We start from the raw sequence: 13982 nt of genomic DNA on the forward strand, positions 1-13982 counted from the left end.
ATCAAATTAAAAGGCGGTTAAAAGTCCCGTATGCGTCGCCACATGGCGCAACCAGGCACTGTCTTGCGCCAGTTGCAGCGCTGCCTCCATGGCGCGTGATGGCCGCACCGCCGTCTGCGCCATAAAGCTGATGGGGGTGAGCACTTGAGGGCTCACCAAAGGCACAGCCTCCAACTCCCGGTAGCCGCGAACTGTGGACACCAGCGCGCCGGGCATGACGCTGCACACTTGGCCCGCCACGACGCTGAGGGCCATGGTCAAAATAGAGTTGGTTTCCATCACCACTTTGGGAGTGCAGCCGGCCGCCGCAAACGAAGCATCTACGATGGTGCGGTTGTGCATTTCAGAGGTCAGCAGGCACAGAGAAACCTCGGACGCCTGTAGCCACGACTCCGGCGCCGCGATCTGCAATTCGAACGCATGCGGGGTCCGGGATTTTCGTAACAAAAAGTAGTGTTCGTTGTATTGCGGATACGCCGTCAGCTGCACCGCCCGCAAATCCATGCGCTCGGTGTAACCCAGCGCCAGATCGATGGACAAGCTTTCCAACCGCTTTTCAAGCTCGCTGGAACTCAGCGAAAGCACCACCGGCATCAGCTCCGGGTGCCGAGCATGGAGCATGGCAGCAAACCGCGCGGCAATAGGCACCGCCGTCGGCACTGCCCCCACCACAAAACGGCCCGCAGGCTGGTCCACCGTGCTGCGCAAAGATTGGGCAAGCACCTTGTGCTCGTGCAACATGCGGCGAGCGGAGTCCAGCACTTTGTCGCCCTCAGGGGTGAAACCCACAAAGGTTCGGCCGCGGCGCACGATGACCACGGCAAACTCTTCTTCCAATGCCCTCAGGGCATTGGAGAGTGCGGGCTGGGTAATGTGGCAGGCCTGCGCAGCACGCGCGAAATGCCGGTGCTCATCCAGAGCCACCAGATAGCGCAGAGACGAAAGCAGATTCATGCCAACGACGCGCTATCAGCTGTTCTTGCTGATAGTGATCGTGGGGAACTTGCTCGAGAAGTCTTTGGATTGCGCCGCGATTTTGATCGCTACCTGGCGGGCAATGCCCTTGTAGAGGCCAGCTACTTCGCTCTCAGGTGCAGCCACCACCGTCGGGGTGCCGCTGTCTGCTTGCTCACGGATGTGCAAAGCCAAAGGCAAGGCGCCCAGGTAATCCATGCCATAGCCGGCCGCCATTTTCTTGCCACCATCAGCACCGAAGATGTGCTCCACATGGCCGCAGTTGCTGCACACATGAACTGCCATGTTTTCGACGATGCCCAGAATCGGCACACCGACCTTCTCGAACATCTTGATGCCCTTTTTTGCATCCAACAGGGCAATGTCCTGCGGCGTGGTCACCACCACTGCGCCGGTCAAAGGAACCCGCTGGCTGAGGGTGAGTTGGATATCACCTGTGCCGGGCGGCATGTCGACGATCAGGTAATCGAGGTCTTTCCAATTGGTCTGGCGCAGCAACTGCTCCAGCGCCTGAGTGGCCATGGGGCCGCGCCAAATCATGGCCTGGTCACCATCGACCAAAAACCCAATCGACATGACCTGCACACAGTGGTTTTCCATGGGTTCCATGGTTTTGCCATCGGTTGTGTCGGGGCGGCCTTCAATGCCCATCATCATGGGTTGGCTGGGGCCGTAAATGTCTGCGTCCAGCAAGCCCACCCGTGCACCCTCGGCGGCTAAGGCCAACGCCAAGTTGGCTGCGGTGGTGCTCTTGCCTACACCGCCCTTGCCGGATGCCACGGCCACAATGTTTTTCACACCCGGCAGCAGCTGCACACCACGCTGCACCGCATGGGGCACGATGTGGAGCTTGGGGCTCACGGTCACAGCACCGACGCCAGCCACGGTGCGTGCGGTCTCGCTGACCAGTGCCACCAGCGCGGGCCATTGGCTCTTGGCGGGGTAGCCCAGCTCCAGGTCCAGTTGCACGTCAGCGCCTTGGACCTTGATGTTTTTGAAAGCTTTGGCGCTGGCAAACGTGGCGCCGGTGTTCGGGTCGATCAGGCTCTGCAGGGCCTGGGTAATGTCTTGTTCGGTAAACGCCATAAAAACTCCTGAATCGGGCGAGTCTATCCAAGGGGGCATACCCGCCGCTACCCAAGGTGCAAAGTCTGTGCCACCAATCAAGGGTTAACCCCGCACACTTTGCTATTTACAAGTCCGGTGGGCTTTTCATAATGAAGAGCATGAGCGTTGCCATGTCCCCCGTACCCATGACCGGCCTGCTGCTGACCGGTGGGGGCGCGCGCGCCGCCTACCAGGTTGGAGTCCTGGAAGCGATTGCCGACTTGCGGCTGGCCTGCGGTGCCGGCTGGCAACCCAACCCTTTTCCCATCATTGCCGGTACCTCTGCCGGGGCTATCAACGCGTCGGCCCTGGCCTGCGGGTCGGATGATTTCGACGGCACCGTCCGCAAAATCGCGCACACCTGGCAAAACTTCCATGCGCACGATGTGTACCGCGCGGACCACCTGAGTATGTTGCGCTCCGGCGCGACCTGGATGACCCTGCTCTCGCTGGGCTGGGTGCTGGCCAAATGGCGCCGCGTCAAACCGCGCTCTCTGCTGGACAACAGCCCTTTGGGTGAACTTCTGCAGGGTCTGGTGCCGCTGGACCGCTTGCCAGAACTGGTACGCCAAGGGCATTTGCAGGCGCTAGCGGTCACCGCGTCCAGCTACAGCACCGGCGATCACGTGACCTTTTTTGAAGGTGACAGGCGCCTCATGCCCTGGTTCCGCACCCAGCGATTCGCCGTCCGGGACCGGATCACCCATGCACACCTGCTCGCATCCAGCGCGATCCCGTTTGTGTTCCCGGCAACGCAGTTGCACATCAACGGGCGGGATGAATACTTTGGCGACGGCTCCATGCGCCAAAGTGCGCCGGTGGCACCTGCTATCCATTTAGGAGCAGAACGCATACTGGTGATCGGCGCCGGGCGCATGTACGAGCCCAAAGAAGAGGCGCACCTCCACACCACCAGCAGCTACCCGAGCATCGCCCAGATCGCCGGTCACGCCTTGTCGAATATCTTTTTGGATGCACTGGCCGTGGATGTGGAACGGGTGCAGCGCATTAACCAGACCATCAAACTGGTTCCTGAGGACTTGCGCAAGGGCAGCTCTTTGCGGCCGGTTGAGCTGCTGGTCATTGCGCCGAGTCAACGGTTGGATGCGGTCGCCTCGCGGCACGTGGGCGACCTGCCGCATGCGGTGCGCACCATGCTGGGCGGCGTGGGCGTGTCGTCCGCCAAGGCCGACGTCAAAGGCGCCGCACTCGCCAGCTACCTGCTGTTTGAGAGCGGCTACACCACCGAGCTGATGGCGCTGGGATATGCCGACGCCCAGAAGCAGCGCGCCGAGGTTTGCAAGTTCTTCGGTTGGAACGACCCGGCCAACAATGACCCGGAACCGGGCGACACAGAATTTGTGGAACGCCGTAAAGACCCCTTGCGCCTGCCGTAACTCCCCGCCGTCGCGCACCGTAGACAATAGGCGTTTTGCCTTCGAGGCCCGTGTGACCACATCCTCCGCATCCGCCAGTCTGCTGGCCACTTACCACCGCGCCGCAGCCGATGCTGCTCACAAACAAGAGTTGATCCAGACCGTGGCCAAAAAAGGGCCCGCCGCCATCAAAGCCGCGGTGGATACCGCTGCCAAAGCGGAAAAGCGCAGAGCCACTTGGGCCAAAAAGCTGGCCGAAATGGGTATCAGCGTTCCGGACTAAGCAAGCCCACACCGCGCTTGCATTGACTCAAAACGGCCTCAGTCGATGGACGGGCAGCCCGCCGGCAGCACGGGCATGCCCTCATTACTGGTGTGTTCGCCCAAAAAGTCCAAAAACCGCCGCACCGCCGGCACCATGCCGCGGCGTGACGGGTACACCGCATGGAATATGCCGCGTGGCGGCGCCCAGCCCGGCAGCACATGCACCAGCCGGCCTTGCTCTAGTTCGCGCCGGCACATGTAATCCGGCAAAAAGCACATGCCCGTACCGTGCAAAGCAGCAAACTTGAGCGTTAACAAGTCGTCCGCCACATAACGTGGCTGGTGCACCAAGGTGTGTGTGGCGCCACCCGGCCCCAGCAGGACCAAGCTGGCACGGCCATCTATGGCCGACATGGAAATTGTGTCCATGTGCGCCAAATCATTGATCGAGGCAGGCTGCCCTTGCCGCGCCAACTGCAGCGGGCTGGCTACCAGCACCGTGTTGGACTCACCCAGCTTCTTCACCACCAGGCTGCCACTGTCGTCCAGCGAGGTACGCACACGCAGCGCCACGTCCACACCCTCTTCCACCAGATCCACTACGCGGTTGCTGATTCGCATGTCCACCTTCACCAACGGGTGGCGCGCCAAAAACAGCGCCATGATGGGCCCCACCGTGCTTTGGGCCAGCGTCACCGGGCAGGCAATCCGGATAGTGCCCCGCGGCTCGGTCTGCACCTGCTCCACTGCCTCGGCGGCTGCCTCCGCGGCATCGCGCATGGCAATGCAGTGGCGCAAATAGACCTCGCCCACTTCGGTAACCGAAAGCTTGCGCGTGGTGCGCTGTAGCAGGCGCACGCCCAACCGGGCTTCCAGCTCGGCCACGCGGCGCGAAAGTTTGGATTTGGGAATGCCCAAATGCCGCCCGGCAGCGGCAAAGCCGCCCCGCTCCACCACCTCGGCAAAGTACAGCATGTCATTGGTATCTTGCATTTGCGCCCCTTGATCGTCCCATTCCCAGGACAATCTAACGCAAATATGCGGACTTATCAAACATTCGCCTTTCTTGGAAACTAGTCCTATCGACCCCCCCCCTTCAAGGACTTGTCATGAAACTCTTGCACATCGACTCCAGCATCTTGGGCGACCACTCTGTCTCCCGCCAACTGACCAAAGACACCGTCGCCCAATGGGTCAACAACCACCCCGACACCACCGTAGAGTACCTGGACCTGGCCGTAGACACGCCCAGCCACCTGTCTGCCGACTCCCTGGGCTTCCGCGCCCCTGCCGGTGCAGAACTAACGGATGTGCAGAAGCGCGAGAACGTGATCTCTGAGGCGCTGGTGACCCAGTTCCTGGCCGCCGATGTGGTCGTGGTGGGTGCCCCGCTGTACAACTTCAGCATCCCCAGCCAACTCAAGGCTTGGGTGGACCGCGTTGCCCAAGTCGGCCGCACCTTCAAGTACACCGAAACCGGCCCCCAAGGTCTGGCCGGTGGCAAAACCGTGATCGTGGCGTCCACCCGCGGCGGCGTCTACTCCACCAACGACTGGGGCCGTGCTGCGGAACACCAAGAGAGCTATCTGCAAACCGTGTTCGGCTTTTTGGGCATCACCGATGTGCGCTTTGTGCGCGCTGAGGGGGTGGCCATGGGCGATTCCAAAAAGGCGGAAGCACTGGCTGAAGCGGCTATTGGAATTGCCAAGCTGGCTGCCTGAGTGACAGATAAAACAGCGGTGGTCCACATCAACCGGCGCTGCAAAAACAACAAAGCCCGGCTCTGCCGGGCTTTGTTGTTTGAGTTCTAGCGAATACGGAGTGCGCACAACGGCTAAAAGCTTAGTCTCTTAAAGGCTTGAAGTGGTCTTTCGCTACACAGCAAAATGGGAGCAGAAGCCCCCATCTGTTTGGGCTGAAACTGCTTTACGCTTGCTTGGCTTTGCGGCGTTTGAAGGAGACGCCAATCATGCCTAAACCAGCCAACATCATGGCGTAGGTTTCGGGTTCTGGCACAGCAGTGACTGAAGTTTCAAGAGCGATATCTCCAACTGCAATACAGCAACCGTTTCCAAAATTACCATCAATATTGAACTTGACATATCTGGCGGTTGTGTCAAGCAAGTCGTAGACAGTGGCCGCATAGTCGTTTTGCTGACCAGTGAAGCTTCCTACATTGGTGAAAGTGCTGAATGTACTGTCGTTGGACGTGGTGATACTGAAGCCTTTGACACTGGCACTGATACCACTAGCACCGTTCCACATTACAAATTTGGAAATACTATAAGTTGCACCCAAATCAAATGTCAGAGAGCCGCTAAAAACGCTAGAACTACCCAGCCAGCTGTTACGGTCCCCACCGCTGTGGGTAACTCCAGAGGCAATGAACGCATCAAAATCTGTCACACCGCTGATGTAGTTTGCTGACAAACCAGACTGGTTAGTCATTCCAATCACTTCAGGATAGCCGCTCCCATAGTTGCCTAAAGTGTTGGTCAGAACAGTCCCGGCTGAAGTAATTTCTCCAGCCTGTGAAAAGCCTGCCACCAATGCAATGACATGGGCTGAAATAATCTTTTTCATAAAGTTGCTCCCAAATAATAAGCTTCGCAATTTAATAAAGCAGGCGGCAAGTGTGAATAGTCCATTTGGACCAACAGGCGCACATTTGTTTACTTTCCATGAGACAAGACACACTGTTCAGGCTTCAACTGCTCCACAAAAATTCAGTGCGTTGTTTTTCAATGACCACTATCGCTGCAAAGACGCTGCCTAGTCGTTCAAGTCATAACACCCGAGCTGTCAGCCATCGCTGCTTTCTAACACCCCCAACGCCTCCTGCGCCCAAGCGATGCTGCCCTCTTCAAACATGATCCCCTTCTTCAGGATCAGATGCTGCAGCCGCTTGGCCCGCGGCATCGCATCGCCCCTACCAAAGTCCCGGGCCTCGATGGCGCGGTAATGCGCCAGCCGCTCGGTGTGCTGGGCTATGCGGGCGCGGAGTTCATCACTCAAGTCCACTTCATTCAACGCTGCATCGGCGCGGATTTTGACGGTGAACTCGTCCCGCAAATCCATGGGCTCGGCGGGCTCGCTGGTCCAGCGCACGAGTTCCGCCCGTCCGGCTGGCAACACTTTGTACTCCCGCTTCCGGGTAGCACCCGCGTCGGGCGCGCTGTCAGAAACGATCCAACCCTTGTCTTCCATGCGGGCCAGTTCGCGGTAAATCTGCTGGTGCGTGGCGTGCCAAAAGTAACCAATGGACTTGTCAAACCGCCTGGCCAGCTCGTACCCTGAGGACGGTTTTTCAATCAACGATGTGAGCACGGCATGGGCAAGCGACATGCGGGCGAGTCTAAGGGCAGCACTCTAACTATGCAACCAGTTGCATAAATCTGGCTAGACTTCTACACTGCAACTGGTTGCATAGCCGCGCGTGCCTTGGTGCCGGCCGGCCACCCGAACACATAACAGGAGACACCCATGACTGCCACGCTCACCTACCCCCACATGCTCGCCCCTCTGGATTTGGGCTTTACCACCCTGAAAAACCGGGTGCTCATGGGCTCCATGCACGTGGGCCTGGAAGAAGCCAAAGACGGTTTTACCCGCATGGCCGCCTTCTACGCAGAGCGCGCCAAGGGCGGTGTAGGCCTGATCGTGACCGGCGGTATTGCCCCCAATGACCGCGCCCGCCCCATGCCCGGCGGCGCGGCCATGACCACGCAAAAGGAAGCCGACAAACACAAGGTAGTGACCGACGCGGTACACGCCGCAGGCGGCAAGATTTGCATGCAGATCCTGCACTTCGGCCGCTATGCCTATCACCCCGAACTGGTGGCGCCCAGTGCGCTGAAGGCGCCTATCAGCCCCTTCCGCCCCCATGCGCTGACCACAGAAGAGGTGAGCCAGACCATCGAGGACTACGCCAACGCAGCGGCCCTGGCCCAAAGCGCGGGCTACGACGGCGTGGAGATCATGGGCTCTGAGGGCTACCTGATCAACGAGTTCATTGCCAAACAAACCAACCAGCGCGACGACGAGTGGGGCGGCAGCTATGAAAACCGCATCCGCTTTGCCCTGGAGATCGTGCGCAAGACGCGCGCTCGGGTGGGCGCCAACTTCATCATCATCTTCCGCCTCTCCATGCTGGACCTGGTGGAAGGCGGCTCTACCAAAGAAGAGGTGGTGCAACTGGCGCAGGAACTTGAAAAAGCAGGTGTGACCATCCTGAACACCGGAATCGGCTGGCACGAAGCACGCATCCCCACCATCGCCACCAAAGTGCCGCGCGCAGCGTTTGCCTGGGTGACCGAGCAGCTCAAAGGCAAGGTGAAGATTCCGCTAATCGCCACCAACCGCATCAACACGCCGGAGGTGGCTGAGCAAATTCTTAGCAGCGGCCAAGCAGACATGGTGAGCATGGCCCGCCCATTCCTGGCTGACCCGCTGTTTGTGCAAAAGGCGGCCGAGGGCAAAGCCGACCAGATCAACACCTGCATCGGCTGCAACCAGGCCTGCCTGGACCACACCTTCGGCGGCAAGATCACCAGCTGCCTGGTGAACCCGCGTGCCTGCCACGAAACCCTGATGGTGGACAGCCCGGCCCCCAGCAAAGAGCGCATCGCCGTGGTGGGCGCAGGCCCGGCCGGCTTGGCCTTTTCTACGGAAGCGGCCAAGCGCGGCTTTGAGGTCACATTGTTTGACGCGGCTAGCGAAATCGGCGGCCAGTTCAACGTGGCCAAGCAGGTGCCCGGCAAAGAAGAGTTCTACGAGACCCTGCGCTACTTTGGCAAGCAGATTGAGCTGACTGGCGTGAAGCTGCAGCTGAACCAAAAAGTCAGCGCACAAGACCTGACAGCCGCCGGCTTCAAGCACGTGGTGCTGGCAACCGGCGTAACACCACGCATGCCTGAGATTGAAGGCATCAAGCACCCCAAAGTGCTGGGCTACCTGGACGTGCTGCGCGACAAGAAACCCGTGGGCAAAACAGTGGCACTGATTGGCGCAGGCGGCATCGGCTTTGATACCGCCGAATTCCTGCTGCACGAAGGCACCAGCCCCAGCCTGGACCAAGCCAAATTCTTTGCGGAATGGGGTGTGGACACTGCCTATGCCAGCGCTGGTGGCTTGAAGCCCGCGCACATCGAGAAGACACCGCGCAAGGTCTACCTGCTGCAGCGCAAGACCAGCAAAGTGGGCGATGGCCTGGGCAAGACCACAGGCTGGATTCACCGCACATCGCTCAAAAACCGCGAAGTGGAGATGATCAACGGTGTGACCTACCGCAAGGTGGACGACGCCGGCCTGCACATCACCGTAGGCGACAAGGACATGGTGCTGCCGGTAGACAACGTAGTGGTCTGCGCTGGCCAGGACCCTCAGCGCGCGCTGCAGGCTGATCTGCAAGCCGCAGGCGTCAACGTGCACCTGATCGGCGGCGCCGATGTGGCTGCCGAGCTGGACGCCAAGCGCGCCATCAAGCAAGGCACCGAACTGGCCTTGGCCTTTGGTGCTGTGCCAGCTCAAACGGCAGAAGCAGGGGCTGCCCCCACGCTGGCGCAAACCCTGCCTGCACCGGTGGCCGCCAGCCTCAAGCTATGGCACCAGATGATTGCCGAGAACAACCTGGCCGAGCTGCCCACCATCCTGCACCGCAAGGCCGTGTTCCGCTCGCCCATGGCGCACACACCCTACCCCAGCGCGCAGGCGGTACAAGTCATCTTAACCAACGTGGTGCAGGTGTTTGAAGACTTCAAATACCACCGCGAGCTGGCTAGTGCTGATGGTCTGAGCCTGGTGCTGGAGTTCAGCGCCAAGGTGAATGGCAAAGAGCTCAAAGGCATCGACATGGTGCAGTTCGACGCCGAGGGCAAGATCACCGACTTTGAAGTGATGGTGCGCCCCATGAGCGGCTTGCAAGCGCTGGGCGACGAGATGGGCAAGCGACTGGCGCCCTATATGGCCATGATGAAGCCAGCCAAGACCTGAATTTCGGACTCATCAACACTATAAAAATAATAGCTGCTCGCGCACATTTCACCTGCGCTAGCGGCCTATTTGGCACATAAAAGGAGACACACATGGAGTTTGAAACCCTGAAGGTCACGCTGGACGCGCACATTGCCACCATCCGCCTGAACCGCCCCGACAAAGCCAACGCCATGAGCGCCACCATGTGGCAAGAGATCCGCCAAGCCTTTGAGTGGGTGGACCGCACGCCCGAGGCGCGGGTGGCGGTGTTGCAAGGCGACGGCAAGTTGTTTTGCGCGGGCATCGACCTGCAAATGATGATGGGCATAGGCCCGCAGATCGCCAACGAGTGCGACGGCCGCATGCGCGAGAGCCTGCGCCGCATGATTCTGGACATGCAAGACACACTGACCAGCCTGGAGCGCTGCCGCAAACCGGTGCTGGCTGCCATCCATGGCGGCTGCATCGGGGGTGGTATCGACCTCGTGACCTGCGCCGATATGCGCTATGCCAGTGCCGATGCGTTTTTCACCATCAAAGAGATCGACATCGGCATGACCGCCGACGTGGGCACTCTGCAGCGCCTACCCAAACTGGTGGGCGATGGCATTACCCGCGAGCTGGCTTACACAGGCCGCAAGATGGATGCCACGGAGGCCAAGAGCATCGGCCTGGTGAACCGCGTGTTTGAAAGCCGCGAGGCGCTCTACGCCGGGGTGCAAGAGATTGCAGCCACGATTGCGGCCAAGTCCCCACTTTCGATCCGCGGCACCAAGGAAATGATCACTTATGCACGCGACCACAGCGTGGCTGACAGCCTGAACTACATCGCCACCTGGAACGCCGCCATGCTGATGAGCAAGGACCTGACCGAGGCGATGACCGCGAACATGCAGAAGCGGGCGCCTGTGTTTAAGGACTGAGCTTCTTATCGCGCTTGCGTCTTTGCTGGGCTCGCAGCAGGCTGGGGGTACGTACCTCCGCTCGTGTCCCCCGCCCGCTTCAGCGGGCTCCTCCTTGACCTCGCTGCGGTACGCACCCCCAACCTGCTGCTGCGAAGCGAGGCGTGGTGAACTTTGTATGTTTGCAAGTCACATCACTTGAGGGGTGGGGCGGCTGACTGTTTTCACAACGTGCCTCGAACCATCCGCGCAGGATCAGGCGGGCTGGGCGTTTTGCGTAGGCCAAGGAGGAGGCCGAAGGCCGGGGGACACGTAGCAAAGCGCCCAGCCCGCCTGATCCCCCCGCAAATACGGAACACGAGCACAGCCCGACTAAAATCACTGGTCCCTCTGTGAAAGTCGATTCCCCATGCCCCGCCAACTATTCGTTACCACCGCCCTCCCCTACGCCAACGGCAACTTCCATATCGGTCACATCATGGAATACATCCAGGCCGACATCTGGGTGCGGTATCAGCGCATGCAGGGCAATGCGGTCAATTTTGTGGGTGCGGACGACACCCACGGCGCGCCCATCATGATTGCGGCTGAAAAGGCTGGCGTGACGCCCGAGCAGTTCGTGGCCAACATCGCCGCCGGCCGCAAGCAGTATCTGGATGGCTTTCACATCAGCTTTGACAACTGGCACAGCACCCACTCGCCCGAAAACACCGAGCTGGCCCGCCAGATTTACCGTGACCTGCGCGACCGCGCCGATGGCAGTCTGATTGAAGTGCGCACCATCGAGCAGTTCTTCGACCCCGAGAAGAACATGTTCCTGCCCGACCGCTACATCAAGGGCGAGTGCCCCAAGTGCCACGCCAAAGACCAGTACGGCGACAACTGCGAGGTGTGCGGCTCGGTCTACGCGCCTACTGACCTGATCAACCCCTTCTCGGCCCTCTCCGGCGCAAAGCCCGAACTCAAGAATTCTGAGCACTACTTCTTCAAGCTCTCCGACCCGCGCTGCGTGGAGTTTCTGGAAAACTGGACGCAAGACGGCAAGCTGCAGCCCGAAGTGGCCAACAAGATCAAAGAGTGGTTCAGCGTGCGCACCAACCCGGACGGCACCCAGAGCGAAGGCTTGGGCGACTGGGACATTTCGCGCGATGCGCCCTACTTCGGCATCGAGATTCCCGATGCGCCGGGCAAGTACTTCTATGTGTGGCTGGACGCGCCTGTGGGCTACTTGGCGTCGCTCAAAAACTGGTTCGACAAAGGCGGCCCCAAGGCCAAGCACGGCGACGCCCGCAGCTTTGACGAATACATCAAGGCTGAAGACACCGAGCAGTACCACTTCATCGGCAAAGACATCGTCACCTTCCACACCCTGTTCTGGCCGGCGATGCTGAAGTTCAGCGGCCGCAAGATGCCGAACAACGTGTTCGTGCACGGCTTCTTGACCGTGAACAACGGCGAGAAGATGAGCAAGAGCCGCGGCACCGGCCTCGACCCGCTCAAGTACCTGAGCCTGGGCATGAATGCCGAGTGGCTGCGCTACTACCTGGCGGCCAAGCTGTCGGCGCGCAATGAAGATATCGACTTCAACGCCGAAGACTTCATGCTGCGGGTGAACAGCGATTTGATCGGCAAGTTCATCAACATCGCCTCCCGCGCAGCCGGCTTCTTGACCAAGCGTTTTGACGGCAAGCTGACCAGCAACTTCGGCACCCAAGGGGGTGCACTGCTGGCTGAAATCCGCAGTGCTTCTGACGCGCTGGCCGCCCATTTCGAGGCCCGCGAGTACAGCAAGGCCACCCGCGAAGTCATGCTGCTGGCCGACAAAGTCAACGCCTATGTGGACCAGAACAAGCCTTGGGACTTGGCCAAAGACGTGGCTAACAACGAGGCACTGCACCAAGTGTGCTCGGTGCTGATCAACGCGTTTGACGCCTTGAGCCGTTACTTGGCCCCTGTGCTGCCAGGCTTGGCGCAAGCGGTGCAAAGCTTTGTGGGCCGCCCCATGGACACCTGGGCCGTGGCCGGCGATGTACAAGCCATCCAGCCCTACCAACACCTCATGCAACGCGTCACCCCCGAGCAGCTGGAAGCGCTTTTTGAACCAAAAGAGCCTTTAGCGCAGGCAGAACCTGCGCAAGCAGCTCCTAAAAAAGTAGCAAAGTCAGCGCCCGCCGCTGTGCCGGTCGACCCCAATGCCCCCGGTGGCGAGGCGCTAGCGCCCACCATCAGCATTGACGACTTCGCCAAGATCGACCTGCGCATTGCAAGAATAGTGAACTGCGAAGCCGTGGAAGGCTCCACCAAGCTGTTGCGCCTGACCCTCGATGTGGGTGAAAAGAACGCTGACGGCCAGCCCACCACGCGCAATGTGTTCAGCGGCATCGCCAGCATGTACAAGCCCGAAGAGCTGGTGGGCCAGCTCACCGTGCTGGTGGCCAACTTGGCACCGCGCAAGATGAAGTTCGGCATCAGCGAAGGCATGGTCATGGCGGCCAGCCATGCAGATGAAGGTACCAACCCCGGCATCTACATCCTGAACCCTTGGCCCGGCGCCCAGCCTGGCATGCGCATCCACTGAACCCACGCAGCGCGATCCGGGCCTCGTCACCATGTTCCCTTGGACCTACGGCTGGATCGATACCGAGCGCACCCCTGAAGCCAACACCCGCCTCGGCATGGCACTGGCCTTTGTGGCCGGGGCCACCAATGCGGGGGGCTTTCTGGCGGTGCACCAATACACCTCCCATGTGACGGGCATCGTCTCGTCGGTGGTGGACTCGGTGGTGCTGGGCCACACCGAGGTGGCCCTGACCGGCATGGCCATGCTGATCGCCTTTGTGTTCGGCGCCATGGCCAGTTCGGTGCTGGTCAACTGGGGCTTGCGCTGCCGGCTGCAGGTCGCCTACGGCCTGCCGCTGCTGCTGGAAGCGGCTCTGCTGCTGGTGTTTGGCATTTTCGGGGGCGTTATGAACTACGCCTATTACTTTTTCACCCCGCTCACGGTCACCCTGCTCTGCTTCATCATGGGGCTACAGAACGCGGTGATCACCAAGATTTCGCGCGCCGAAATCCGCACCACCCACTTGACTGGCATGGTGACCGATGTCGGCATTGAGCTGGGTAAGATGGTCTACCTCAACCTGGACCCCCAAGCCGCCCCCGTCCAGGCCAACACCGACAAACTCCGCCTGCTCGGCAAGCTGATAGGCAGCTTTGTGCTCGGCGCGTGGGTCGGGGCTCTGGGCTTTAACTCCCTGGGCTTTGTCACCACGGTGCCCCTGGCCTTGATTCTGTTGTACCTGGTAGCCCGCCCCGCCTTGAACGACCTGCGCCGTTACACGCAGACCCTGGGCTGATCGCCACCGACCTCTTTTCTTTTCTGCGA

The 13982-nt window shown here is 60.2% G+C and carries 11 protein-coding genes and 1 pseudogene; 7 read left to right on the forward strand and 5 right to left on the reverse strand.

Annotated elements, in window-relative coordinates; genetic code table 11:
- Positions 1–6: 6 nt before the first annotated feature.
- Positions 7–954: a LysR family transcriptional regulator gene (locus tag RAE21_RS10615; RefSeq protein ID WP_313881339.1), complete on the reverse strand. Its 948-nt coding sequence runs from the start codon at positions 952–954 to the stop codon at positions 7–9.
- A gap of 15 nt (positions 955–969) precedes the next feature.
- The gene (gene apbC, locus RAE21_RS10620) at positions 970–2061 is read right to left on the reverse strand and encodes an iron-sulfur cluster carrier protein ApbC (RefSeq protein ID WP_313881340.1); all 1092 of its coding nucleotides are present in this window, start codon (positions 2059–2061) and stop codon (positions 970–972) included.
- A gap of 152 nt (positions 2062–2213) precedes the next feature.
- Here apbC and RAE21_RS10625 point away from each other — a divergent pair, with 152 nt between their 5' ends.
- A complete protein-coding gene (locus RAE21_RS10625) occupies positions 2214–3479 on the forward strand; it encodes a patatin-like phospholipase family protein (RefSeq protein WP_313881341.1) in 1266 nt (421 codons plus the stop codon).
- Positions 3480–3531: 52 nt separating this feature from the next.
- Complete coding sequence (locus RAE21_RS10630) at positions 3532–3741, forward strand: hypothetical protein (RefSeq protein WP_313881342.1); 210 nt, start codon at positions 3532–3534, stop codon at positions 3739–3741.
- 38 nt (positions 3742–3779) lie between these two features.
- Here the strand turns inward: RAE21_RS10630 and RAE21_RS10635 are convergent, their stop codons facing one another.
- Positions 3780–4715, reverse strand: a complete 936-nt coding sequence (locus RAE21_RS10635; protein WP_313881343.1) for a LysR family transcriptional regulator — start codon at positions 4713–4715, stop codon at positions 3780–3782.
- A 116-nt stretch (positions 4716–4831) separates the two neighbouring features.
- Between RAE21_RS10635 and RAE21_RS10640 the strand changes: the two genes are divergently transcribed.
- Complete coding sequence (locus RAE21_RS10640) at positions 4832–5443, forward strand: FMN-dependent NADH-azoreductase (RefSeq protein ID WP_313881344.1); 612 nt, start codon at positions 4832–4834, stop codon at positions 5441–5443.
- A gap of 205 nt (positions 5444–5648) precedes the next feature.
- Here the strand turns inward: RAE21_RS10640 and RAE21_RS10645 are convergent, their stop codons facing one another.
- Positions 5649–6305 carry an FxDxF family PEP-CTERM protein gene (locus RAE21_RS10645; RefSeq protein ID WP_313881345.1) on the reverse strand — a complete coding sequence of 219 codons (657 nt, stop codon included), beginning with the start codon at positions 6303–6305 and terminating at the stop codon, positions 5649–5651.
- A 219-nt stretch (positions 6306–6524) separates the two neighbouring features.
- On the reverse strand, positions 6525–7067 hold the full coding sequence (locus RAE21_RS10650) for a PadR family transcriptional regulator (RefSeq protein WP_313881346.1): 543 nt from the start codon (positions 7065–7067) through the stop codon (positions 6525–6527).
- Between the two features lie 138 nt (positions 7068–7205).
- Here RAE21_RS10650 and RAE21_RS10655 point away from each other — a divergent pair.
- From RAE21_RS10655 to RAE21_RS10670, 4 genes and pseudogenes are all read left to right on the forward strand, one after another.
- Positions 7206–9224, forward strand: a pseudogene (locus RAE21_RS10655) (oxidoreductase); the annotation flags it as partial.
- 581 nt (positions 9225–9805) lie between these two features.
- Positions 9806–10618 carry a crotonase/enoyl-CoA hydratase family protein gene (locus tag RAE21_RS10660; RefSeq protein WP_313881347.1) on the forward strand — a complete coding sequence of 271 codons (813 nt, stop codon included), beginning with the start codon at positions 9806–9808 and terminating at the stop codon, positions 10616–10618.
- A 388-nt stretch (positions 10619–11006) separates the two neighbouring features.
- Positions 11007–13175: a methionine--tRNA ligase gene (metG, locus tag RAE21_RS10665; RefSeq protein WP_313881348.1), complete on the forward strand. Its 2169-nt coding sequence runs from the start codon at positions 11007–11009 to the stop codon at positions 13173–13175.
- Between the two features lie 31 nt (positions 13176–13206).
- Positions 13207–13953: a YoaK family protein gene (locus tag RAE21_RS10670; RefSeq protein WP_313881349.1), complete on the forward strand. Its 747-nt coding sequence runs from the start codon at positions 13207–13209 to the stop codon at positions 13951–13953.
- The last annotated feature ends 29 nt before the right edge of the window (positions 13954–13982 follow it).

It is taken from the genome of Rhodoferax potami (genome assembly GCF_032193765.1).
Taxonomy (GTDB): Bacteria; Pseudomonadota; Gammaproteobacteria; order Burkholderiales; family Burkholderiaceae_C; genus Allorhodoferax; species Allorhodoferax potami.

Coding starts and splice junctions, on each gene's coding strand:
- RAE21_RS10635 (WP_313881343.1), bottom strand. CDS start 4,715: ATGCAAGATACCAATGACATGCTGTACTTTGCCGAGGTGGTGGAGCGG.
- RAE21_RS10650 (WP_313881346.1), bottom strand. CDS start 7,067: ATGTCGCTTGCCCATGCCGTGCTCACATCGTTGATTGAAAAACCGTCC.
- RAE21_RS10640 (WP_313881344.1), top strand. CDS start 4,832: ATGAAACTCTTGCACATCGACTCCAGCATCTTGGGCGACCACTCTGTC.
- metG (WP_313881348.1), top strand. CDS start 11,007: ATGCCCCGCCAACTATTCGTTACCACCGCCCTCCCCTACGCCAACGGC.
- RAE21_RS10625 (WP_313881341.1), top strand. CDS start 2,214: ATGTCCCCCGTACCCATGACCGGCCTGCTGCTGACCGGTGGGGGCGCG.
- RAE21_RS10645 (WP_313881345.1), bottom strand. CDS start 6,305: ATGAAAAAGATTATTTCAGCCCATGTCATTGCATTGGTGGCAGGCTTT.
- RAE21_RS10660 (WP_313881347.1), top strand. CDS start 9,806: ATGGAGTTTGAAACCCTGAAGGTCACGCTGGACGCGCACATTGCCACC.
- RAE21_RS10670 (WP_313881349.1), top strand. CDS start 13,207: ATGTTCCCTTGGACCTACGGCTGGATCGATACCGAGCGCACCCCTGAA.
- apbC (WP_313881340.1), bottom strand. CDS start 2,061: ATGGCGTTTACCGAACAAGACATTACCCAGGCCCTGCAGAGCCTGATC.
- RAE21_RS10615 (WP_313881339.1), bottom strand. CDS start 954: ATGAATCTGCTTTCGTCTCTGCGCTATCTGGTGGCTCTGGATGAGCAC.